This window comes from Polyangium sp. 15x6 (assembly GCF_029960785.1).
In the GTDB taxonomy this organism is placed as follows: Bacteria; Myxococcota_A; Polyangia; order Polyangiales; family Polyangiaceae; genus Polyangium.
The window spans coordinates 13,560-36,528 of record NZ_JASBQE010000112.1; the positions used below are offsets into that span (position 1 = coordinate 13,560).

The window sequence follows — 22,969 nt, forward strand, 5'->3', positions numbered from 1 at the left end:
TCTTTGATTCGTTCACTTCACGAGGCCCGGCAGCCCTCCGTGCAGGGCCTCCGCGCGCGCGGCCATGTCTCCGCACGCCGCCGCGCCGAGATCACGAAGCTCCTTCGGATCGGCGAGCACGTCGTAGCAATGCCACGCCGTGTCCCACTCGCGCGCTTCGAGCTTCAAATTCCCACGCATCATGCCCCAGTTGCGGAACGCGCAGCCCCACACGCCCGAGCAGTTCGTGAGCGGCACCGGCTCCGTCCGCTCGATCGGCCCGAGCAGGCTCTTGCCGATCATCGCGCCGTACCAGCGCGAGAAGCCCGCCTCGCGCTCGAGGCCGAGCATGTCGAGGATCGTCGGCGTGAGGTCCGTGTGGAACAGGATCGATTCGCGGTGCGACGCGAGCGCGGCCACCTCGGCCGCGGTGAGCGTGCCCTCGGGCGCGTCGATCCAGGCCGGCACGTGGATCTCCTCGTCGAGCACCGCGCCCGTGTGCCCGAGCTGCCCGTGCTCGCGGAACGACTCGCCGTGGTCCGAGGTGAACACCACGATCGTGCGCTCGCCGAACGGCTGTTCCCGGACGAACCGCAGCATCTCGCCGATCGTGCGATCCTGCAGGTGCACCGCGTCGAGGTAGTAGTTGCGGTAGGCCTCGTTGTCCTCGGGCGCCTTGCTGTCCTGCGCGGGCTGGAACGGGGCGTGCTCGGGATCGATGCGGTAGGGGATGTGCGTGTTGCCGTAGTGGGCGACGGCGAAAAACGGCTCGCGCATCTCGCGGATGTCCTTGCGGATGCGCTCGGTGAGCAGCTCGTCGCGCGCGCCGAGATCCATGTCGGCGAGCGGATCGAGATCGGTCGCGCCGGTCTGGTGCGAGGTCGGCAGGTCCTGCACGTAGAGGCGCGAGTTCGCGAACATCATGTGGTGGCTGGTCCAGTACGCCGTGTCGTACCCGGCCGCGTTCGCGTAATCGAAGAGCAACGGATAGCCGTGCAGATCCTCGCGCGAGGCCGTCGGCGGCAAGCCCGACCAGAGCACCGCGAGCGAGATCGCGGTGGTCGAGGCGTTCGAGCGCATCTGGAGCAGCGGGAAGCGCTTTCGCGCCGCGGCGTTCGTCGCCGGCGAGAAGGGGCAATCGTCGGTCGGCGTGGTGCAGTGCGCGTCGGCGCGCACGCTCTCGGTGATGACGAAAAGAACGTTCGGCCGCGTCACGTGCGCGCCGCTCGGGATGGTCGTGGCGCGGGGGAGCACGGGAGGCGTGCGCAGCCCGGGGCGCACGTGCTCGGGCGGCCGGAGGCCGGTGATCTGCTTGATCACGCCGCCCATCGCGTGGAGGTAGATCACGTCCGGCGTCGAGGCCTGCACGGTGCGGTAGGAGCAGGGGATCACGAAGCCGAGCACGATCGCGAGCGGCGCGAGGATCCGCGCGATACGGCCGCTCCGGGTCTGGCGCGGCCGCACGAACCTGCGCGCCGCGACGACGAGCGCGGCGGCGCAGACGAGCGGCGGCGCGATCGCGGACAGGAGGTTCCCGCCGTCGGAGCGCAGGTGCCCGACGACGCTCTCCGAGAACGACGTCGCGAAGAGCAACGCGTCGAGGTTCACGTACGTCGAGTAGCAGCGCTGGAAGTAGATCTGGACGCCGAGCGTGACCGTCGCGAGCAGCACGAAGAGCGAGGCCGAGATCCAGCGAACGGCGCCTCGGCGCGAGGACGCGGAGTAGAGCAGAAGGCCCCAGAGCACCGCGCTCTCGATGATCGCGCCCGCGTAGCTCGCGACGTGCTTGCCGCGCAGATCGAGGAGCCTTCCGCCGCGGATCCAGATGTCGACGGCGAGCACGAGCACGACCGGGGCGAGGAGCACGAGCCAGGCGATGCGGCGCCGCGCGCGGGCCAGGCGCCGAAGCTTCCGGCTCTTCGGCGCGAGGGACGCGGGCTCGCTCGTCCGGGCGCCTTCCGCGCGGGGATCGAGGGGGTAGTTCGTCGCGGACACGCTCTCGGCCCTCATCCTAGCCCAATTCACGTCCAGGCAACGAACGGGTGACGCGATTGTAACGACGGCGCTGGAGGACCGGGGTCCGGCGTTGCCCGAGCCACGCAAACCAGGCGGCCACGTGGGGCCGTGGGCCGTGGGGGCCATGCTCCTCCGGACGGTTCGATTTATGCTCCGCCCCGACCGAAAGGCCGTCCGGAGTCAGCCCATGTCGACGAACACCGAGCCGACGGAACACGCGCGCCTCACGCTGGAGCTCGAGACCGCGCTCCTGCGTGAGCTGCGCTCGACCTACCAGGACCTGAACGCCACGTATTTCCGGCGCGCGCTGAAGATCCCGACGATCGAGCTCGGCGACGCCGAGCGTTACCTCGGCCGCTGGCATCGAGAGACGCGCTGCATCGAGATCGGCCGTCGCCTCGTGATCGAGCGGCCGTGGGGGATCGTGGTCGAGGTGCTGAAGCACGAGATGGCGCATCAGTACGTGCACGAGGTGCTCGGTCAGACGAGCGAGCACGCGCATGGCCCGGCCTTCCGCGGGGTCTGCCAGCGGCTCGGGATCGACGCGCACGCCTCGGGGCTGCCGGAGGCGCAAGACGCGGAGCCGGGCGAAGCGCGCGTGCTCGAGCGGATCGCGAAGCTGCTCGCGCTCGCGGAGAGCGCGAACGTGAACGAGGCGCAGGCCGCGATGAACGCCGCCCAGCGCTTGATGCTGAAATACAACATCGACAGCGTCGCGGAGCGGTCGGCGCAGGGCTACGGCTTCCGCCACCTAGGCAAGCCCACGGGCCGCGTGACCGAGGCCGAGCGGCGGCTCGCGTCGATCCTCGGCAAGCACTTCTTCGTGGAGGTCATCTGGGTGCCGGTATACCGGCCGCTCGAAGGCAAGCGCGGGAGCGTGCTGGAGATCTGCGGCTCTCACGCGAACCTGGAGATGGCGAGCTACGTGTACGCGTTCCTGACGCGCACGGCCGAGCAGCTCTGGACTGCGCACAAGAAGACGAAGGGGCTCGGCGGCAACCGCGATCGGCGCACGTTCGTGGCGGGCGTGATGGCGGGCTTCGACGAGAAGCTCGGGGCGCAACGCGAGGTCAACACGAGCGAGGGGCTCGTGTGGGTGAAGGACGCGGATCTCGGGCGGTACTACCGGCAGCGGCATCCGCGCATCCAGCACGTGAAGTACGCGGGCGGGCCGCGCAGCGAGGCGCACGCCGAGGGACGCGCGGCGGGTCGGCGCATCGTGCTGCACAAGCCGGTGGGGCAGGGGTCGAGCGGGGGGATCCGGCTCCTGCCCGGCAAGTCGTGAGACTTCCTCACCCCAGCCCCTCTCCCTCGCGGGAGAGGGGAGATGTCACGAGCAGCAGAAGAAGTCGCGCCGCTCGACGAACCCGAGCGCCGCGAGATCCGTTCGGATCAAGTCCCGCGCGCCGCGCACGCCCACGGCCACGAGCACGAAGTGCTTCGCTGGATCGAGGGACGCCGCAGGCACGATCGGCGCCCCGCGCGCCGTGCGTCCGATCTTCTTCGGATCGATGTCCACGAAGGCGGCGGCCTTCGCGCCCTCGGCCGCGAGCGCGCGCGCGAGCTTGCGCCCCGTCGGGCCCGCGCCCCATACCACGAGGCCACGCGGGTCCCGCGCCAGGCGCGGCGCGAGGTAGTGCGCCTTCGCTTCGATGAAGCGTACGATCGCGTAACGACCGTCGCGGAACGTCGCGCGGCCCGGGTGGTGACGCCAGCGGAGGAGCGTTCGATCCACCTTCGCGAGCCCGTAGCCCGCGGCGTGGAGCCGGAGCCAGAGGTCGTAGTCCTCGGGCCAGTGCACGTCGCGGAACGCGCCCACCGCCTCGAACGCCTCGCGCCGCAGCATCACGGAGGGATGGCAGAGCGGAGCCTCGACGAAGATCTCGCGGTCGTGATCCTCGGTCGTGACGATCGCGTTCTGCCAGGCCACGTACCGCGCGAGCCCCTCGCCGACGGCCTCGTCCGGGAACGGCTCGACGCGTGTCCCGACGACGCCGAGTCGATCCTCCTTGCGGAGCGCGTCGACCTGCAGCCGCAGCCGCTCCGGGAGCGAGACGTCGTCCGCGTCCATGCGCGCGAGGAACGGCGCGCGCGCGGCCGCGTGCGCGCAGGCGAGGGCACGCGCGATGCCTACGCCGCCGGTCCGGAGTGGCACGATGCGCGGATCCTTCGCGGCCAAGCGCGAAACGATCGCTGGGCCTCCATCGGTCGATCCATCGTCGACGACGAGGACCTCGATCGGCACTTCGCGCTCGCCGAGGATGCCTGCGAGCGCCTCCTCCAGTGTGCTCTCCGCGTTGCGGTAGGGGATCAGGACGGAGACGAGCGGCGACACGGAAGGGCAGAGCTATGGCAGCCTGCGGCTCTTCCGCAACGACTCGCCGTGCATGAGCCACTCGCGCGCCTCTTGCTCGTCCGTGAAGCGGCGGATGAACTTGTCCGCGCCCGTCTCGCGGGCGAGGCGGCTCATGTGGAGCGCGAGCACCTCGCTCTCGAGCACGGTCGCCAGGCGCCGCACGCCCATGGTCTTCGCGAGCTCGTGCACCTCGCGCACCTCCTCGACCACGAGCGGCGACGCGGGCCGGAACCTCCGCATGTCGGCGAAGAGCTTGAGGTCGGGGCCCGTGAGCGTCACGGCCGCGCGGCGCAGCTCCGCGACGTACTGCTTCATCTCGTCGAGCTGCACGAGCCCTTCGATGGAGAACTCGATCAGCGTGCTCAGCTTGTCGAGCTTGATCTGGAACATGCGCGGAGCTCCGGGAGCGAACGCGACGATACCACGCTCCCGCGTCCGTCGAGAACGTGCCGCGGGCGCCTCGCCGCGCGGCTCACTTCTTGAACTTGCTCAGGTGCGTGATGTACCAGCGGCCCTGCCACGAGATGAGCACGCGCACCTCGATCGACTCCGTCTTCTCGCCGATCCGGTAGCGGAGCTTTCCGCGGAAGGTGCGGTAGTAGCCGATCTTGTTGCCCTCGTCGCCGGGCGGCACCCACTTCGGCGTGGAGCCGAGCTCGAAGCCCTCGAACGTCGCGCCCTCCCACGACTTGCGCTTCTTGTGCAGGGCGTGGATGTCGCGCGCGTAGGTTCGGTGCAGTTGGTCCCAGTACTTGTCGGGGCCCTTCACGTCCTTCAGCGGGATGAAGGGCTCCTTCGGGAACCAGAACGACTCGCCGCGCGCCGGATCGTCGGCCACGATCGCGTCGAAGAGCGCGGCGGCGCGCTTTTGCAGCTCCTCGCTGTCGAGCGGCGGCAGGACCTTGTTGTTCGCCACGTAAGGCGCCGCGACCTCGGCCGCGTCGCTGCCCGCGTCCGAGAGCTCGGCCGTCGCCGCGTCGCCCGCCGAAGCATCCGCGGGCGGCGCCTCCGCGTCCGCCGCGCCGCCGTCCGCGAGCGGAGCCGCGAGGGGTGGGGGCGCGAGGGCGCTCGCCGTGGATGCCGCGAGTTCTTTCTTGGGAGGCTCCGAGGGAGCCTGCGCGCTCGTGCATGCGGAGAGCACGACGAGCGCGAAGGCTCGCGGGAGCCGGAGGCCGTTGCGCAGGATGGCTACTTGTCCTTCTCGAGGATCATGAGCTGGACGCGGCGGTTCTTCGCGCGCTGCGCGGCCGTCACGTTCGGGCCGAGGGGCTTGTCCTGACCGTAGCCCTTCGCCACGAGGCGCGAGGCGTCGACGCCCGCCGCGATGAGCCACGTCCGCACCGCCTGGGCGCGCTGCTCGCTGAGCGACTGGTTGCGCTCGCGCGTGCCCGTGTTGTCCGTGTGGCCCTGGATCTCGACCTTGCGGATCTTCGGGCTCTGCTGCAGCACGTCCGCGATCTCCTCGAGCAGCGTGTTCGAGTCGCCGAGGATCTTCGCCGAGTCGCTCTCGAAGTGCACCTGCCGCGAGATCTTGATCTCGTTGCCCTGCACCTTGACGCTCGCGGCGCGCGCCGCCGGGCGCTTGTTCATCGCGAGCGAGACCTTCGCCTCGTCGTTCAGGCGCACGTCCGCGTCGCTCACGTGGTTCATGAAGCCCGCGGCTTCGGCGCGGATCTTCGTCGCGCCGAGGGGCAGATCGCGGAACGTCACCGCGCCCTTGCCGTCGGCCGTCGCCGTGCGCTCCTTGCCCGTCGCGTCGACGACGCGCACGACCGCCGCGGGGATCGGCTCGCCCGTCTCGGCGTCACGCACGACCGCCGCGATCGCGCCGATCTTCGGCAGCGCTTCGAGCGCGCAGTCGACGTCCACGATCGCCGGGCCTTGCTGCGGCGGAGGCGTCGCGGGGGCCGGCGCCGGGGGCTGCGGCAGACCCGTGCTGGGCTGACCGAACGGCGCCGGCGGCGGGAATTGACCCTGCGCGCCGAATTGACCCTGCGCGCCGAATGGAGCCTGCGGGCCGAACTGGCCCTGCGCGCCGAACTGGCCCGCCGGAGGTTGCGCCGGTTGCGCCGGTTGCGCCGGCTGCTCGGCCTTCGGGAGCGTGGGCGGCGGCGGCGCCACCACGGTCGCCTGGCACGTGGCCGGCTTGTAGCCCGGCGCGCGCACCGAGAACGTGTACGTCCCCGGCTCGAGGTGACGCGTGAGGAACGTACCGCCGGCGCTCGTCGCGAACGGCGGATCCTGGCTCCCCTCGATGGAGACGATCGCGTCGGGGATCACGGCCTCGGGCTTGTTCGTCTCGTGCACCGTGCCGCGGACGAACGACTGCGGCGCCGGCAGGATCACGGGCTCCGGCGGCGGAGGCGGAGGCGGAGGCGGAGGCGGCGGCGGCGGCGGCGGCACCTCCTTCGTGTCGTACGCGTACGCGAGTCCGAGGTACATCGTCCACGGCGCTTGCGGCGCGATCTCCTCGATGAACACCGAGGTCGCCGAGAGGCCGATGTCCACGGCCGCGTGCGCCGACAGGCCGCGGAACGCCTTGCTGAACGGCGTCACGCGCGCGCCGATCGTGAGGCGCGAGGGCAGCCCCGCGTAGCCGGGGCCGCCTGCGGCCTGCGGATCATCCGCGCTGAAATCGGCGAGCCCGAGGCAGACGTCGCCGCGCGAGACCCAGCCCGTGTGACACTCGTAGCCTTGCCGGTTCACGGGGATGTCGACCGTGTACTCGACGTACGGCTGCGCGAAGCGGAAGGGCAGCTCCACGCCGATCCACGGCGTGAAGAAGTCGACGCGGTTGATCCCGAGGCCGAAGCGCTCGATGCGCGAGATCGGCTGCCGGCTGCGGCCGTCGCGGTACTCGAGCGCGCGCCCTTCTTCCACCTCGCGCACGAGCTGACCGGAGTTGTCGACCTTGTAGCCGAGGTTCACGTTGATGCGCAGCGGGAAGCCTTGGCCGCCGGGCTTGCGGAAGTCGGCGCTCGCGAGGGCGCGGAAGAACGCGCTCGTGCCCGCGCCCGAGACGCCCACGCTGCCCGTGCCGTTCAGCAAGAAGAGCTGCGCCTCGGCGCCGAACGAGAAGTACGTCCCGACGCGCGACGGCGTGAACGCCTTCAAGCCGAAGTTCGTATCGCCGAGGACCTGCAGGAGCTGCGGCTTGCCTTGATCGTTCGAGTTCGCGTACGTGCGGATCGCCGCGAACGCCTCGAGGAACGAGAACGGCGTCGCGCTGAGCGCGAAGAACGCGCCGACGTGGCTCGCCGAGTCCGCGAGGTTGTCACGCGTGCAGGTGATCCGTTGCCCGGCTGCCGTCGAGAGATCCGGATCGCAGAGGAAGTTCGAGGTCGAGAAGAAGTCGCTGAGGAACGAGACGCGGAACGTCCCGGCCGCGCCCGAGCCGGCGTACGAGGTGCGCAAGAGGCCGGTCGAGCCGAACGTGTTCGGCTGCTCGATCAGCGTGCGCGCGCGTTCTTCCAGCTCGTCGACCTTCGGCGGCTCGGCGGGCTTTTCGCCGGCGGGCGGCAGCTCTTGCGTCGCGCCCTGACCGGCGGGCGGCGGCTGCTGCCCCGGCGGGGGCTGGAACTGCCCGGGCGGCGGCTGGAACTGCCCCGGCGGGGGCTGGAACTGCCCGGGAGGCGGCTGGAACTGTCCCGGCGGCGGCTGGAACTGCCCCGGTTGCGGCTGGAACTGACCGGGCGGGGGCTGGAATTGCCCCGGTTGCGGCTGGAACTGCCCCGGCGGCGGCTGCGGGCCGAACGGTTGCTGCGCCTTGGCGTCCGCCGTGACCAGGAGGCAGAAGGCCATGGGAAGCGCGGTGAGCGCGACGAGCCGCAGCGGCTCGGCAAAGGAGGCGTTCTCAAGCGTACGCATCGACCCTCGAAAGGCAGGGGAGGGGTCTCTCCCCCCACGGGAGTGGACCGTCCTCGCTGCGCGGCCGTTGTATCATTCCCCCGAGAAAGCAGAAACTATCCGGTTGTGTCCCGGTACGGATCGGGCCCACTTCGCGGAATCACCCGCCGAAGACCCCCCATGCTACGAAGGGGCCACCATGGGTTCCCGCGGCCGAATCCTGATCGTCGACGACGAGGCCAACGCGCGGGCTGCGCTCGCCGAGATCCTGCGCGAAGAGGGGTACACGACGGAGACGGCGGCCGACGGCTTCAAGGCCCTCGGCAAGCTCGAGGAGTTCGCGCCCGACGTCGTCCTGACCGACCTCAAGATGCCGGGCCTCGACGGCATCGGCCTCATGGAAAAGGCGCAGGAGTCGCGCACCACGGCGACGTTCGTGGTGATGACCGCGTTCGGCACCATCTCGAGCGCGGTCGAGGCCGTCAAAAAAGGCGCCTACAACTACCTCACGAAGCCGCTCGACTTTCAGGTGCTCGAGGTCGTCGTCGAGCGCGCGGTCGAACAAGCGCGCCTGCTCCAGGAGAACTCGCGCCTCCGGCAGAAGCTACGCGAGCGAAACGCCTTCGGGCACGTGATCGCCTCGCACCCGAGCATGGTCAAGCTCCTCCGCCTCGTCGAGCAGGTCGCGCCGAGCCGCGCCAGCGTGCTCATCGTGGGCGAGACGGGCACGGGCAAGGAGCTCATCGCCGAGATGATCCACCGCGGCAGCCCGCGCGCGAAGGCGCCGCTCGTGCGGCTCAACTGCGCGGCGCTCAGCGAGTCGCTCCTCGAGAGCGAGCTCTTCGGCCACGAGAAGGGCGCGTTCACGGGCGCGGTCGGCCGGCGCGAAGGCCGCTTCGAGCAGGCCAGCGGCGGCACCTTGTTCCTCGACGAGGTCAGCGAGATCCCGCTCGCCACGCAGGTCAAGCTCCTGCGCTTCCTCCAGGAGCGCACGATCGAGCGCGTCGGCGGCAACGAGACCTTGAAGGTCGACGTGCGCATCATCGCCGCGACGAACAAGGACCTGAAGCAGCGCATCGCCGAGGGCCAGTTCCGCGAGGATCTCTACTACCGGCTCAACGTCGTCACGCTGGAGATCCCGCCGCTCCGCCAGCGCGCGAGCGACATCCCCGAGCTCGCGGCCTTCTTCCTCGGTCGCTACGCCGAGGAGAATGGCAAGCGCATCGAGGGGTTCACCGACGACGCCCTCGCGGCCCTCGCGGCGTACGCCTGGCCCGGCAACGTGCGTGAGCTCGAAAATGCGGTCGAGCGCGCCGTCGTCCTCTGCGACAGCCCGCGCGTCGAACGGCGCCACTTGCCTGCCTCGCTCGACGCGGGCGGCGGCGAAGGCGCGATGCCGCCGATCCCCGGCAGCACGATCTACGATCTGGAGAAGTACGCGATCCTCCGGACCCTGGAAGCGTGCAAGGGATCCACCTCCAAGGCCGCGACGATCCTCGGCATCAGCCCGCGCAAGATCCAGTACAAGCTGCACGAGTACACGAGCAGCGTGCCCGGCGCGCGTCGCGAGGGCGGTGAGGACGGCGCATGAGCGAGGCCGGGGCGATCGACGTGGGCGGCGGCGCGGACAGCGGCGCGGCGAGCGAGAGCGCGGCCGCGGGCGAGACGTTGATCGAGGTGCGCGGCCTCAGGAAGACCTTCCGCATCGGGTTTTGGGGCCGGCGCGTCGAGGCGGTGAAGGGCGTCGACTTCGATGTCCGGCGCGGCGAGATCTTCGGCTTCCTCGGGCCGAACGGCGCGGGCAAGACCACGACGATCAAGATGCTCACGGGCCTCATCAAGCCCACGGGCGGCGAGGCCTTCCTCTTCGGCGCGCGCGTGCCGAGCGCGGAGGCGCGGCGCCGGATCGGGTTCCTCCCGGAGAACCCCTACGTCTACCCGTACCTGACCCCGCGCGAGTTCGTCTCGCTCTGCGGCCGCCTCTCGGGCCTCGCGGGCGCCGCGCTCGCGTCGCGGACGCAGGCGATGCTCGCGAAGGTGGGCATCGCGTACGCGGCCGACAGGCCGGTGCGCCGCCTCTCGAAGGGCATGCTCCAGCGGACGGGCCTCGCGGCGGCGCTCGTCTCGGATCCGGAGCTCCTCGTCCTGGACGAGCCGATGAGCGGCCTCGATCCGGTCGGGCGCAAAGAGGTGCGTGATCTCATCCTCGAAGAGCGCGCCGCGGGCCGCACCATCTTCTTCTCCACCCACATCCTGAGCGACGTCGAGGCGATGTGTGATCGTGTGGCCATCCTGCGCGAGGGCCGCGTCGTCGTGCGGGGCGCGCTCCGCAAGCTCCTGCGCGGCGACGTGCTCCGGACGGATGTGACGCTCGCGGGCGCGAGCGAGGCGCTCCGCCGATCCTTGGAGCAGCAAGGACATGGCGTGCGGACGCGTGCGGACGTGGTCGTCGTGGAGATCGAGGGCGAGAAGCAGGTCGGCGACGTGCTCCGGGCGGCGCTCGACGATGGCGCGCAGGTCCTCGAAGTCGTCCCGCGGCGCGAGACGCTCGAGGACCTTTTCATGCGACGGGCGCTTTCGCAGGGGTTGGCGCGCGAGGACTGAATCCCTCCCGGAACCGCTCCGCGAATTCCTTCATCAACGGTTCATAGTCCGCGGGATCGGGAAAACCCTCGAAGCCGTGCACGGCGGGCGTGCTCGCCCAGGGCAGTTTTTCCCGGGTGCTCGTTTCGATGAACGGCCAGAACCAGCTCGGATCGTCGAGCATCGTCGCGCGGACGATGACGATCGCGTCCATGCCGGGGGGCCGGTTGAACATCCAGCTCATGCAATGCGGGCAGTAGAAATGGCGGACCGGGCCGTGCAGCGCGCCGATCACGGGCTCGCCCTGCGTCACCTGAAAGCCGTCGCTCGGAAGCAAAATGCTGAGCGAAAAGGCGCTGCCGCTCATCCGCTGGCAGCCGTTGCAGTGGCAGGCCAGCGTGACCATCGGCGGGGCCGTGATCTTCAGCCGGACCTGACCACAGCGACATCCACCTTCCCAGGGCAAATTCCAATCGTTCATCTCGCCTCCCGTTCGGAGGATGTGTGGAAGGTTTGCCTGAGAGTCAAGGCATTGGCGACGCGTGGTCGTGATCGACGGCTCGGTTCGTCGGCGTGGGGTTCGGACGCCGTCCGATTCACGGTGCGGCGCACGCCGGAGGCCGCGCTAGGCTCGCCGCCTTCCTGGAGGAATCATGCGCTTTTGGCTTCGATCACTCGTCCTTCTCTCGCTCGCCTCGGGCCTGCTCGCCTGTGGGGATGATTCGAACGCGAACGGCCCGGGCGGCTCCGGCGACTGCACCTGCTCCGTGACGATCCAAGACGACTCGCGGGACCTTGCGTGCGGCGAGGCGGCGTGTATCGGGCCGATCGACGACGACCGGTGGGTGACCTGTGGCGAGGGTGGCCCGGTCATCGGAAACAGGCTTTGCATTCTCGATCGCTGGGAGGCGACCACGGCCAAGGAGTTCGACTGCGACGGCCGGCAGACCTGCGCCCCCGGCACGTATTGCGTCGTTCGCGCCGGCGAGCCGCCGCGGCAGACCGAGTGCCGGCCCCTTCCCGCCGGGTGTACGCCGACGACGAACGGCAGCGACTTCTGCGATTGTTTCGAGCCGGACATGATGATGGCTGGCGTCTGTAGCGGTGCGAGCCCCGGGATCTGGAGCTGCGACTACACCGATCCGCACGCGATGACGGTCTTCTGCAACGATTGAGCCCCACGAAGGAGGCTCAGTTCGGGAACACCAGCCGCAATGCGACCCGGGCGACGTGATCTTCCACGATCCGTCGCCCGGCTTCGCCTCCCGCGCCCGCGATTTGCTCGAGGTCCGCGTCCGCGAGGAGCGCGAGGTGCATGATCAAGCCGGTCATCGTCTGCATCGTCAGCCGCGCCTCGGCGACGTCGAGGCCGCCCATGTTCCCGAGCAGCGACGCGAACGCGTCGAGCATCGGCCCGCGCACATGCCTGGCCCGCTGCGGCTCGAGGTGCCCGAGCTCTGCATTGAGCCTCGCGCGTAGCTTGAGGTTTTGCCGCTCCATGACCGCAAAGCGATAGATCCGCCGCGCCGCCTGCTCGATCCCGGCGCGTGTGTCGTTTTGCGTCGCGAGCGGGGCGAGCTCGACGACCAGCGCGCCGAGCCGCGCGTAATACGCGTCGAGGCACGCCTCCAGCAGGCTCTCCTTGGTCGGGAAATAGTAGTGGATCGTTCCGAGGCTCACGCCCGCGCGCACCGCCACCTGCCGGACCGCCACGTCGACCCCGCCGTCGTCCGTCTCGACGAGCTCGTGTCGCGCCGCGGCGACGATCCGGTTCCAGGTCTCCTCGGAGCAGGCGTCCTTGGGGCGCACCATCAGATGGCGCGGTAGCACACCCGCGCCCGATGTTCCGCTCAGAGCAGGCAAATGTGCATCAGCGCGACCCCCTCGACGCCGAGGTGCACGATCGTCCCCTGATCACCCACGAGAAACCCATCCACGAGCTCGTAGGCGACGTCGTGGAAATCCGCCTGGAAGGGCAATTTCACCCGTTCGATCCGGTCTCTCTCGTCGGCCAGGCGTCCCTGGAACCACACCGTGCCCCGCCGCCCCACGGCCAGCATCTCGCTGATTCCGCCATAGTGGTTGTGCTCCCTCGCGCGCATCTCTTCCCCCGCGATGAACTCCTTCGCCACGGGCCAGGGCGTGAACGTGGGCGGCGGCCTGGGCTCGGGCTTGTCCGTCGGCACGGACGAGAGCCAAACCCCGTCGCCCATGAGCTGCGAACCATCGATGACACGCAACGTCGCCTGTGTCGGGGGGGGACGCGGAATGCACACGAGCTCCTCGTCCCGGGATTTGCAAAGTACCATCGTCCCTGCCGCGCCCACGGCGCACAGATGGCCTCCGCAGCTCTCGAGGGCGTACAGATCCGCCGTCGTCCGCGTCTTGACGGTCCGCCAGACGCCCTCGCGCGACCGCTCCACCATCACGCCGCCCGCGCCCACGGCCACGGTCGTCTGGCCGAGGTGGTGCAATGCGAAGAGATTCGCCGTGGTCCCCGTCGATTCGACCCGCCAAACTCCGGTCGGGTCGCGGAAGACGGCCACCCCGTTCGACCCCACCGCGAGGTAGGGCGGGTTTTTCCTTCGCTCTTCCGTGATGCTTTCCCCATTCTCGTCATGGGGCGCCACGACCAGGGCGTGGAGGTCCTCCGTCGTCCCCGGGTCCTCCTTCTGCCAGCCTGCCTTCGCATCACGCACGAGCGCCGTCCCGTGGTCGCCCACGACGAGCACCCGCCCTTCTCGGATCATGTGGACCGCGCGCAGCGATTCCGTCGTGCCGCTGTCCTCCCGCTCGAATCGATACAGGTAGCCCGAGGTTTTTCCCCCGTAGGTCTTCTCCGGCGAGTGCCGCGTCTCGAAGGGCTTCGGATCGTGGCCCAGCGACGCGAGCGGTTTGGGCGTGGGGGGCGGTGGGCCACATCGATCCTCGGAGGCCGGCGTGAGGGCGGGGCTGCACGCCGCGAGGCCGAGCAGGCTCGCGAGCAAGAAAACGCGTGCCGCCCTCATTGCGCGACCTCCTCGGCGTCGATCACGTAGACCCCGGCGATCCGGGCCTCGTCGAGGTGGCTCCCGTTCGGGTTCCGATCGCCGATCCGCGTCGAATCCAGCACCACGAAATGGTCCCCCGCCGGCAGATCGGCCGTGACCTCCACCTCGTATTGCCCCGCATCCGCGTGGGCGCACACGACGGGCTTGTCGTGGCAACCGCTCCGGATCTCCAGCGCGGGCTGGAAATGCGCGGCCGCGCGCAGGCGAATGCGCGCCTTCGCGGCCAAGGAGAGTCGGTGCACGGATCCTCCGCCGAGGAGGCCACACGAGGCGCGCGCGCCCCCCGATTTCGATTCGAACGTCCCGTACGTGCGCTCTCCCGGACGAACGAGCGGCGCGCTCGCGCAGAGCGGCGCGACGATCGCGGGATCCTCGGGGCGGATCACCGCGGTCTTCGAAGTGTCGCGATCGACGCGGAGCGTGTACGTCCCCGCTTCGTCCCAGAGGTTTCCGTCGACCACGACCCAGTAGAGGCCCGGCTCGAACGGGAGCGACAAGGCGACCTTCCCGCCGGGCCGCGCGGCCTTGCAGCCGATCGCGAGGCGACCTGGGCGCGCCTTTTCTTTTTTGTTCAAGACCTGGATCACGCCATTGAACGTCTCGGGGACGAACTCGAAGCGGTAGCTCGCCGCCTCGCGCACCTCGAAGCCATAGAAGTGATCGAGAGCCTGGCCCGCGCGCCCGCCGTTCTTGCAGCTCGAGCCGATGCCATAATCCGGCGAGCGCGTGTCCCCGCGCGAAACCTCGCCGAGCTCGAGCGCCCTCTTCGGTTCGGTGAGCATCGGCGTATCCGGAGACGTGTTGATCCGCGGAACCTTCGCGCACGCCGAGAGCGCGCAGAGGAGCGCAGCGAGCAGAGGGGCGGGGGAGATCTTCATGAAGCCGGCGCCATCTTGCCCGGGACGACGGAGCGCGTCCACGAGGAAGGCCTGAGCATTGGTCTCATCTGGGAGGCGCTTCGCCGGGGCGCTGCCCCGGTCCCCGCGGGGGCTATCCGCCCCTCGACCCGGACCAGGGCAAGCCCTGGACTCGGGGTGGAAGAACTGCGCTCCGCGCAGTTCTTCCAACGGGGCCGTTGGAAGACCAGGGACAGCGTTGCCGATCAAAAGGTCAGCGCGGCTGTCTTGGTTGGCAGGGGTCATTCCTCGGCCTGTTCGATGAACTGCGCATCGCGCAGTTCATCGACCCCGGGTCCAGCGCTTGCGCTGGTCCGGGTCCAGGGGCGGACAGCCCCTGGTGGGGGCTGGGGCGAAGCCCCAGCGAAGCGGCTTCAGCTCTCGCCCACCGCCTCCTCCAGCTCGGCCACACGCGCGGCGAGCTCCGCGTCGGCCTTCCTGGCCGCCTGGAGCTCGGCCTTCTTTTGCGACTTCTCCGCGTCGGCCCTGGCGCGCGCGAGGGCTTCCTCTTGTGCGACCATCTCGTCGCGCTGCTTCTTCATGACATTGAGCTCCACCTCGGCTGCCGCGATGCGCCGGTCGAGCTCTTTCACGGAGAGCCGCTCCGCGCTCGATCCCTGACGGAAGAAGGAATTGGCCCAGCCGGTGCCGAGCTCGGGCGTCTTGTGCTGGATCTCGCCGAGCTTGCCGTGGAGCGATTTCCGCAGCGCATTGAACGCGTCGACGCACTGCTTGCGCGGGCCGAGGGTCCGGAAATCGGCGATCTTCTGGCCGACGGTCGCCTGCGCCGTGGTCCTCTGATCGGCGTGCTCCACGAGCTGCGCGAGCTCGGCCCCGATCGCCTGGAGTTGCTTGCTCGATGCCGCCTGAAGAGAAGGGGGCCAGTGGCGCATGGTATCGAGCTGCCCGCCGAGGATGGGGCGTTTGAGCTCGCTCGGCCTCAGGCTCGCGAAGTAATGGACGTACGGCAGGGCGCCGCGGTCGTTCTTCGACTCGATGAGGGTCAGGGCGGAGATGGCGTCGGTCAGCCGATCGAGGTCGTCGTCCACGAACTCGACGGCGGCGTTCGCCGCGAAGCGCTCGCCGATCAGCGTGAGCTCCTCCATCAAGGTCGCGTCGAGCTGCGGGCGGAAGGCATCGAGCTCGATCACGAGCGACGCCGCGAGCGGGTGCGATACGAGGTGCCCGCGTGTGAAAAAGAACTCTTCATACAGCGTGAGAATGCCCGTCCGTGCGACGAGCGTGACAATTCCAGCCATGACGGCACCCTAACGCGGCACACAAGCGGGGAGCAACACAAAACTGGACGGACAACGTGCGTCGAGCCTCGCCGGGGGATTTGCGGCGGCCGGAGGGCCGAGGTGCGCGACGCGGGGTGGATTCGGGCGGCCGACTGGCTCCCGTCGAGGGGCGACGCGGGGCGGGGGGCGTCGGACTGGCTTCCGTCGAGGGTCGGCGGGGCGCGGTGAGGGCCGAACTGGCTCCCGTCGAGGGGCGACGGGGGGCGTGGAGGATGGGACTTCGTTCGGTCGAGGGCACGCGGCGGGGGTTCGGGCGGGGATCGGGGACCGGCGGCGCTTTGCGGGCGGGGGAGGGGCGGCGGGCCGTGGGCCGTGAGGCGCGGCGCGGCGGGGCAGGTGGGCCAAGGAGGAGCGCGGACGTCGCCGACGCGATTCGGGGGGACGCAGGGGCGGGTGGAAGGTGCGCGGGAGGCGGCGGGCCGAGCGAGAGGGACGAGGGACGGTGCTGTGAGTCGACATCCTGCTATGCATTCCCGTCGTAGCTCGAGCCGTGCGTAACATGCTGTCACCAAAATGCCTGCCGTACGCGACTTCATCGGTTCACGGGGCCTCCTTTCCGCATGGGTGGGGCCCGCCGGGCTTCTTCTCCGTGCAGCCCTCCTGTCCCTTGCAGCGTGCGGCGGGGAACCCGTCTTCACGAAGCTCTTCACGAGCGAGCACTTCGATTACTACGTGGAAGAGGGAGCCACCCCGCCGTGCGACGGCGCAGCCCAGTGGCTCGAGCGCTACTACAGCGCGAACGCCAAGTTCCTGGGCGCGACCCTCCCACCCGGCGAGAGAATCCAATACTACCTCGTTCGAAACAAGGAGTCGCTTCTTCCATGCCCTCCTGACGCGCCTGCCTGTGCGGATGGTACGACGATTTACGCCTTCAGACCTCTGCATCTTCACGAGATTGTGCATGCCAATGCCTCTCTCATGGGAAACCCGCCGGCCCTTTTTACCGAGGGTCTCGCCGAGGTCCTCAGTTGCCCCACGACGACCGACAGCGAAGGACCCCTCGATACGTCCGAACCCATCGAGACGCTGGTGGAAACACGAGCTTTCAATGACTGGCGCGTAGCGAACGGCTTCGGGGTGTACAACACGAGCGCGAGTTTCGTGCGATTTCTCATCGACGAGTTCGGCTCGTCGCGCTTCTTGTCGTTCTATGCGCGTGTGCCGTGGGATGCGTCTCGTCAGGAGATCGAAGCCGTGTTTCAGGCCGAATTTGGGGTTCGCCTCGATGAGGCGTTCTCAGCTTGGCGGATGGAACCACTTCGATACTTCGGTGACAAGTGTCTCAGAGTCATGGATTGCGATCCGAGCATGCCGTCGCTGACCGACACCGACGTAACGTTAAGCTGTGGACCTTGGGGCGGCTTCATGCAGACGCAGGAGGCGCTCCTTCGGTTCGAGGTCCCGAACGATCGCATCCTCCATGTCACGGTGGCTCCTGTCCCGACGGATCCGTACTTCTCGTCGAGCGTCCGCTTCTATCGATGTGCCGGCGGCGATGCCGTCGGCGACTTCAGCAGTACCGCCGGGACTCGTGTGAGCGCAGATCGGAACTGGCACATCGATCCTGCGCAGCCGGGGAGCGCCTTTGCGCTGGACGTGCCGCCGGGCGAATACGTGGCATGGTTCGCGGGCATTGCACCTGAAGAAATTCGGATTCATCTCGACGCCGAGGAGCGGCTGAGCCCGATGAGGAATCCCGCCTGCCAACCGGCGGAGGAGCCGCTCGCTCTGGACGACAAGCATCCGACGACGCTGACGACCCGATGGATCGAACGGCCTTGCCAGGGGCCGTGGTGCCCAGGACAAAGCTGGGACGTGTCGATCGGGACGACGGGAGGAGCGCTGGAGGCACGAGTCATCACCCCCATCAAGGGACCGAATTTCTCCCCAGGCGAGCTCTACATCTGCTCGGAGCCGTGCCCGGAGGACACGAGCCATTGCGAGATCCTCGCATTGGACCCGGAAGGCCGTCCCGTCCGGTCGACGCAGACGTTCGAGCCCGGCACCGTGTTGCACCTGGGCGCACCGGCGGCGCCGTTCGCAGATCGCTTTGCCGTGCAGCTGCGCGTCGCTCCGGAATAGAAGCCATCCGGCGGGTCAGCCTGTAAGAACCCAACCGACGAGGTCATCCTCCCAGCAGCATATTAGGCAGATCAGGCTCATGCCGCGCTCGGGCAGACTTCATTGTTCGAGCGAAATGTCCCGGCCGGGGGACCTCATGTGCTCGAGAGAGACCTCACGAAGAGAATACCGGAGCAGCGGCAGGGGAGTTAGGCGACAGCTCTCGCTGCGTGAAAACTGGCCATGGTAGATGACGGATGACGACTTCGAGCCCAGGCCGGATCTCAATCAGCCGGTCGGTGGCTTGCCTTGTAAACCGCCAATTGAGCGTCGAAAGCCCGCTTGTAGGCGGGCCGCGCTTCGCCGCGGGCGACATAGGCGGCCAGGTTCGGAAATTCGTTCAGAATGCCCGATGATTTCAGCCTGAGCAGCACCGACACCATCATCAGGTCGCCCGCGCTGAACGCACCGTCGAGCCATTCGGCATCGCCCAGGCGAGCGGAAAGTCGTTTCAGCTGGTTGCGGACGCGATCCTCGACCAGAGGCAGACGTTCCTCGAACCAGCTCTTGTCGCCCTCCAGGAGTCTGGCGTTTCCGAGTTCGAGGATCGGCGGCTCCACCGTGTTGAGCGCGGCGAACATCCAAGTGATCGCGCGCGCCCGCGCGTTGGCATCGTCCGGCAGCAGGCCCGCATGGCGATTGGCGATATGGAAGACGATCGCGCCCGTCTCGAACAGGGCGAGATCGCCTTCCTCGTAAGTCGGAATCTGGCCGAAAGGATGAAGCGCCAGATGCGCGGGTTCCTTCATCGCGCGAAACGAAACAAGGCGAACCTCGTAAGGCTGGCCCACTTCTTCAAGCGCCCAGCGAACGCGCGTATCACGCGCCAGTCCCCTGCCGCCGTCGGGTGACCGCTCAAAGGCGGTGATGGTGATGGTCATCGTGAGGCTCCTCCTTGGCGAAAATCATCGGTCGCGGGGCAGCGTGCTCCGTCGGTCTGCAATACAACACGTAGTTGGGCGGTACCGCTGTACGGTGCCGCGTCGGTCCGCATTTCGGTCGGCCTCAGGGCATGCGTTGGGCGGTTCTGTCTTCCAATGCGGGTGGAGCCTCACCGCTCTCGCAGCGATTCGAGCGCGCGCGCCACCGCTGGGAAGCGCGCGGCGAGGGTGCGCTCGATCCATCGGTTCCCCAGGGTGATCGCGAGGAACAGAGGACCCAAGAGGCAAACGGCTTCGATCGTCGTGCGTGCGGCCGGGTAGAGAGCGTAGGCGAGGGCGAGGGCGAGCACGCCGGCGAGCAGCACCACGCCGGCGTGCCACAGCGACCAGCGCGGCCTCGTCGGCAGATGCGGCAGATAGGGCGTGACCTCGAGGAGTCCGCGCTCCACCGCGGACTTGCAGGCCAGAGGCGGCAGCGCCACGAATAGGTGATTGTCTCCGTGGGTCTCGACGGAGAACAGGCGCAGCTCGCATCCCAGCGCGTGGGGCGCGGGCATTGCAGAGGTCGACGAAATCGAAGACATCCATGGTCTCTTCGCTCTCCCTCCAGGCGCGGAGCGCGGCGTCGAAGCACGCGTCCTCTGGCACGCCGATCATCTTCGGCAGCTCTTCCCAGGCGTCCACGTCCCGGTGGTCGAAGCTGTGAACCCATCGCTTCCCCTTGTGAGTGGCGAGGTCGTCGGAGCCACTGGCGGCGTCGAGCAGCAACCACACCTCCTCGGAGCCGCTCTCGTCGAACTGCCATCGGCCCTCGCTCGTGTCGTACTCGGCCCAGGATTTCAGGCCCTCGCCGACCTCGTCCACGAAATCGTCACGGGAGACCCCGCGGAGCCGTCCCGTCACCGCCGCGAAGTTGGTGATCCAGGTGGAAAGCCGGTACTGCCGCGCCGCCGGGCGCGCCCCGAAGACCTCGAGCATGGGGCCGAGGTGGGGGGCCCGGGCCACGAGCGCCTGCTCCACGCCGGCCCGTAGCGAGGCGAGCCTTGCGACCTCGACGACGTCGAGCGCCACGCTCGGGTTGCGCCGGGTGAGCGAGGGGATGGCTTTGCCTGCAAGCGACGTCAGCCCGCGGAGGAGCGCGCTCACCTCGCCGTCCGGCAGGACGCGCCCGTCCACCATCCCGGCAATCCGGAGCTGCCGGAAGCGCTCCGATAGCTCGAAGGCGAAGGCCTCGGGCGCACGCGTGTAAAGGGTGACGCGCAGTTGAAGCAGGATCGGGGGAGCCACGGCGCGCGAAACCTAACAGGTCTCTGCACCCTTTGCGACCGGCAGGACGCCGTGCCGACGGGAGCGCGAGGCTTCTGCCGATGGCCCTCTCGCGGCCTCTCGGCTCAGCCCCAGCCGGAACGAAGCTGCCGCGGGCCGGGCTGCCGAGCGCAGCGAGGTTGTCCGAACCGTCGGCGAGCGCGACTTCATCCGATAAACTCCCCCCAGAAAGGAATGCGCTTCGCTGCCTGCCATTCCGCTTCGGTCACGCTTTCAGCACCGCGCGGATGGGGCACTTCGAGCAAATCGGCCAACTCGGCCAGGAGCAGGGTCCGCACATCCGGGGCGTGGATGATGATGTCTGACTGGTAAACGGAGAGCACAACATATCCACGCGGGGTGTCTGCCTCTACCAAGTAACGGTGCCCCACCACGGGAACGAGGCGAGGCGCCCGGCCGAGCACATCAGCAAGTCGGTGCCGAGCCTCCGCTTCGTCCGAAGGATGCGGGCCCCATTCATCGCGCCACAGACTGCTGTACAGGACATCAAACACCAAGCCTTCGAGCGGCCACTCGATCGCGTCCGCGATCCATTCGTCATCCGCGAGCCAGTTGAGGAACGATGGTGCCTCGTCTTCGACGAGGGTTGTTTCGTCCGCGAAACCCGCATGGAACATGTGGCGGTCCGGCGCGTGCAGGCTTCGCAGGAAGGTCCGGTAGTCCCCGGGAAAGTGCAGACCATACTTCCGCTCGGCAGCGGCGATCTGAGCGTCCGTGAGCCCGTCCAGCCAGCGGGTCCCTGGCCACCACGCACAGCCGCCAACGCCGGCGCGCTCGAAGGTCTCGAGCGATGGCTGAGGCCACGTCGCCCACGCGCGCTCGCTGCGGACGCGAACCCATTCCAAGAACGGATCGAGATCAACTGGCGGAGTAGATGTCTTCATCCAGCGTGTCCGTCCGCCCAACGTTTGAGTTCACCCGCGGGCGGAAGCAGGCGAAGCCTGCTGTAGCACGTCGGGTGCAACGAAGGGTTAGGCCTCGGGTTCGTGGCAAACCACTTCGATGTTGTGCCCGTCCGGATCAATGACGAAAGCTGCATAGTAGTTCGCGTGGTAGTGCGGGCGCAGGCCAGGCGCACCATTGTCTTTGCCACCCGCCTCCAGAGCCGCGCGATGGAAAGCTTCGACTTGCTGGCGATTCTCGGCCGTGAACGCCAAGTGAAGATGCGCCGGCTTCTCCTCGGTTTGGTACAGGCACAATGAAGCCTTACCCTTTGGGCTGAGTTCGACACCGTACGTCGGCGGCCCCTCCGAGACAACAGCTACGCCGAGCGGTTCGAGTGCCTTGAGGAAGAACGCTTTGCTCGCTGCATAGTCGCTGACTCCGAATTTGACGTGGTCAAACATGAGTTCTCCTGAAGTGTGTGGGCCTGCGCGAGGCCTAACTGTGTAATCAGCCCGCCGTCGCATGACCACCCCTCCGCGCTGGTTAGGTCTCTTTCGGGGATTCGGCAGCGCCAGCGTATTCGCGACTGTTGCCGCAAAATTCATGAACGCCCCGGCACCGGCACGCACCTCGGCCCGCTGCACGGCACGTGCTCCGGGACGCAGCACGCCGCGCGCGAGGGGCCCAGCTCGACGTCCGTCACCCGTACCGTCAAGTCGGGCAGCGCGATCCTGCCCACCGCGGTCCACGCGCGCGTCTCGGCGCAGGCCGTGTGGCCCTCGGCCGGTGGGGGATCGATCGCGAGCTCGCGCGACAACACGCCATCGATCGGGAACGATACGGCGCCGTCGTGCGCCTCGGCCTCGATGCCCGTCTCGGTCTCGATCAGCGCCGCGAGCTCCGGCGCTCGCAGATCGCCCAGTGCGATCCGCGCGAGCTCTCCGCGCGCCCACGCGTGCACCGCGGTGCCGTCGCCCGACGCGCCCGTCGCCGCGGCGTCCACTCGGATCGACGGCGGCGCCGCGGCGAACGGCGTCACGCAGCCCGTGCAGCGCGTTCCGTCGAGGCCCACTCCGTCCGTGCGTTCGAACGGGCCGACGATCCCGGTGATCGTCGCGTCGCTCGCCGGCTGCCACAGGAGCAGCGCGCCGCGATCGTCGCCGTCGCGCACCAGACGGATCGCCACCGCCGGACCCAGCACCGACGCGATCGGCTCGCGATCGAGGCGGCCCACCATCGAGCCCGAGACCACCTCGTCCTCCCGGTCGGGGATCGCGCCGAGGTCGTTCCGCGCGTCGATCGTCCCGCGGTAGAGCACGGTGTCGTCCGCGTAGAGCCACCACATCCGGCGCCGCACCCCCTCGACGCCTGCCGTTTGCACCGACGCGAGCGCAGGATCACTCGCGGGCTCGACCGTCTCCCGTGGCACCGCGCGCGCTCCGCCGCACGCACCGAGGATCACGCCGAGCGCTGCTGCCATCGTCCGCACGCCCGCAGCGTGCCATAGGGCCGACCCGATCGCCCGCGCAGCGGAGGCAGCGCGGTGTCGGACGTGTGCTTCGGGGTCGCGCGAGCATGTCGAAGCCGTTGCGCTGGGGCGTCGCCCCAGGCCCCACCAGGGGCTATCCGCCCCTGGACCCGGACCAGCGCAAGCGCTGGACCCGGGGTCGATGAACTGCGCGATGCGCAGTTCATCGAACAGGCCGAGGCAAGACCGGCGACGACCCTG

20 protein-coding genes are annotated in these 22,969 nt (G+C 68.8%); 5 read left to right on the forward strand and 15 right to left on the reverse strand.

Translation table 11 applies throughout. The features are described from left to right. Nucleotides 1–12 precede the first annotated feature (12 nt). On the reverse strand, nucleotides 13–1,989 hold the full coding sequence (locus QHF83_RS44995; RefSeq protein WP_282424291.1) for a sulfatase-like hydrolase/transferase: 1,977 nt from the start codon (nucleotides 1,987–1,989) through the stop codon (nucleotides 13–15). A gap of 193 nt (nucleotides 1,990–2,182) precedes the next feature. Between QHF83_RS44995 and QHF83_RS45000 the strand changes: the two genes are divergently transcribed. Continuing rightward, a complete protein-coding gene (locus tag QHF83_RS45000) occupies nucleotides 2,183–3,280 on the forward strand; it encodes a DUF2786 domain-containing protein (RefSeq protein ID WP_272422474.1) in 1,098 nt (365 codons plus the stop codon). A 45-nt stretch (nucleotides 3,281–3,325) separates the two neighbouring features. Here the strand turns inward: QHF83_RS45000 and QHF83_RS45005 are convergent, their stop codons facing one another. The 4 genes from QHF83_RS45005 to QHF83_RS45020 all read right to left on the reverse strand — a co-directional run bounded on the left by QHF83_RS45005 (nucleotide 3,326) and on the right by QHF83_RS45020 (nucleotide 8,218). Beyond that, entirely contained in the window at nucleotides 3,326–4,330 is a 1,005-nt protein-coding gene (locus tag QHF83_RS45005) for a glycosyltransferase (protein ID WP_282424292.1), read from the reverse strand. 12 nt (nucleotides 4,331–4,342) lie between these two features. Further along, nucleotides 4,343–4,741 (reverse strand): STAS/SEC14 domain-containing protein, encoded by a 399-nt coding sequence (locus QHF83_RS45010; protein WP_282424293.1) that lies wholly within the window; start codon nucleotides 4,739–4,741, stop codon nucleotides 4,343–4,345. Nucleotides 4,742–4,823: 82 nt separating this feature from the next. Next, a complete protein-coding gene (locus tag QHF83_RS45015) occupies nucleotides 4,824–5,492 on the reverse strand; it encodes a hypothetical protein (protein WP_282424294.1) in 669 nt (222 codons plus the stop codon). A gap of 47 nt (nucleotides 5,493–5,539) precedes the next feature. Next, entirely contained in the window at nucleotides 5,540–8,218 is a 2,679-nt protein-coding gene (locus QHF83_RS45020) for an OmpA family protein (RefSeq protein WP_282424295.1), read from the reverse strand. Between the two features lie 178 nt (nucleotides 8,219–8,396). On the opposite strand from QHF83_RS45020, the gene QHF83_RS45025 reads away from it, so the two are divergent. Further along, complete coding sequence (locus QHF83_RS45025) at nucleotides 8,397–9,788, forward strand: sigma-54 dependent transcriptional regulator (protein ID WP_282424296.1); 1,392 nt, start codon at nucleotides 8,397–8,399, stop codon at nucleotides 9,786–9,788. Beyond that, on the forward strand, nucleotides 9,785–10,801 hold the full coding sequence (locus tag QHF83_RS45030) for an ABC transporter ATP-binding protein (protein WP_282424297.1): 1,017 nt from the start codon (nucleotides 9,785–9,787) through the stop codon (nucleotides 10,799–10,801). The genes QHF83_RS45025 and QHF83_RS45030 overlap by 4 nt, the downstream gene beginning before the upstream one ends. On the opposite strand, the gene QHF83_RS45035 is transcribed toward QHF83_RS45030, so the two are convergent. Continuing rightward, nucleotides 10,758–11,261: a GFA family protein gene (locus tag QHF83_RS45035; protein ID WP_282424298.1), complete on the reverse strand. Its 504-nt coding sequence runs from the start codon at nucleotides 11,259–11,261 to the stop codon at nucleotides 10,758–10,760. The genes QHF83_RS45030 and QHF83_RS45035 overlap by 44 nt on opposite strands. A gap of 172 nt (nucleotides 11,262–11,433) precedes the next feature. Between QHF83_RS45035 and QHF83_RS45040 the strand changes: the two genes are divergently transcribed. Next, nucleotides 11,434–11,955 (forward strand): hypothetical protein, encoded by a 522-nt coding sequence (locus QHF83_RS45040; protein ID WP_282424299.1) that lies wholly within the window; start codon nucleotides 11,434–11,436, stop codon nucleotides 11,953–11,955. A 16-nt stretch (nucleotides 11,956–11,971) separates the two neighbouring features. Here QHF83_RS45040 and QHF83_RS45045 read toward each other — a convergent pair whose 3' ends face one another. From QHF83_RS45045 to QHF83_RS45060, 4 genes are all read right to left on the reverse strand, one after another. Then, on the reverse strand, nucleotides 11,972–12,592 hold the full coding sequence (locus QHF83_RS45045; RefSeq protein WP_282424300.1) for a TetR/AcrR family transcriptional regulator: 621 nt from the start codon (nucleotides 12,590–12,592) through the stop codon (nucleotides 11,972–11,974). A gap of 38 nt (nucleotides 12,593–12,630) precedes the next feature. After that, entirely contained in the window at nucleotides 12,631–13,788 is a 1,158-nt protein-coding gene (locus QHF83_RS45050; RefSeq protein WP_282424301.1) for a hypothetical protein, read from the reverse strand. Beyond that, the gene (locus QHF83_RS45055) at nucleotides 13,785–14,708 is read right to left on the reverse strand and encodes a hypothetical protein (RefSeq protein ID WP_282424302.1); all 924 of its coding nucleotides are present in this window, start codon (nucleotides 14,706–14,708) and stop codon (nucleotides 13,785–13,787) included. Before QHF83_RS45055 ends, QHF83_RS45050 begins: the two co-directional genes overlap by 4 nt. Before the next feature lie 392 nt (nucleotides 14,709–15,100). After that, nucleotides 15,101–15,985 carry a hypothetical protein gene (locus QHF83_RS45060; protein ID WP_282424303.1) on the reverse strand — a complete coding sequence of 295 codons (885 nt, stop codon included), beginning with the start codon at nucleotides 15,983–15,985 and terminating at the stop codon, nucleotides 15,101–15,103. A gap of 555 nt (nucleotides 15,986–16,540) precedes the next feature. On the opposite strand from QHF83_RS45060, the gene QHF83_RS45065 reads away from it, so the two are divergent. Then, the gene (locus QHF83_RS45065) at nucleotides 16,541–18,109 is read left to right on the forward strand and encodes a hypothetical protein (RefSeq protein ID WP_282424304.1); all 1,569 of its coding nucleotides are present in this window, start codon (nucleotides 16,541–16,543) and stop codon (nucleotides 18,107–18,109) included. A gap of 263 nt (nucleotides 18,110–18,372) precedes the next feature. On the opposite strand, the gene QHF83_RS45070 is transcribed toward QHF83_RS45065, so the two are convergent. The 5 genes from QHF83_RS45070 to QHF83_RS45090 form a co-directional block, all read right to left on the reverse strand. After that, nucleotides 18,373–19,029, reverse strand: a complete 657-nt coding sequence (locus tag QHF83_RS45070) for a glutathione S-transferase family protein (RefSeq protein ID WP_282424305.1) — start codon at nucleotides 19,027–19,029, stop codon at nucleotides 18,373–18,375. 170 nt (nucleotides 19,030–19,199) lie between these two features. Next, a complete protein-coding gene (locus QHF83_RS45075; protein WP_282424306.1) occupies nucleotides 19,200–19,613 on the reverse strand; it encodes a hypothetical protein in 414 nt (137 codons plus the stop codon). Nucleotides 19,614–20,501: 888 nt separating this feature from the next. After that, nucleotides 20,502–21,239 (reverse strand): SMI1/KNR4 family protein, encoded by a 738-nt coding sequence (locus tag QHF83_RS45080; protein ID WP_282424307.1) that lies wholly within the window; start codon nucleotides 21,237–21,239, stop codon nucleotides 20,502–20,504. Nucleotides 21,240–21,326: 87 nt separating this feature from the next. Further along, on the reverse strand, nucleotides 21,327–21,701 hold the full coding sequence (locus QHF83_RS45085; RefSeq protein ID WP_282424308.1) for a VOC family protein: 375 nt from the start codon (nucleotides 21,699–21,701) through the stop codon (nucleotides 21,327–21,329). A 140-nt stretch (nucleotides 21,702–21,841) separates the two neighbouring features. Further along, nucleotides 21,842–22,729, reverse strand: coding sequence for a hypothetical protein (locus QHF83_RS45090; RefSeq protein WP_282424309.1), 888 nt, complete (start codon nucleotides 22,727–22,729; stop codon nucleotides 21,842–21,844). Between the last annotated feature and the right edge of the window lie 240 nt (nucleotides 22,730–22,969).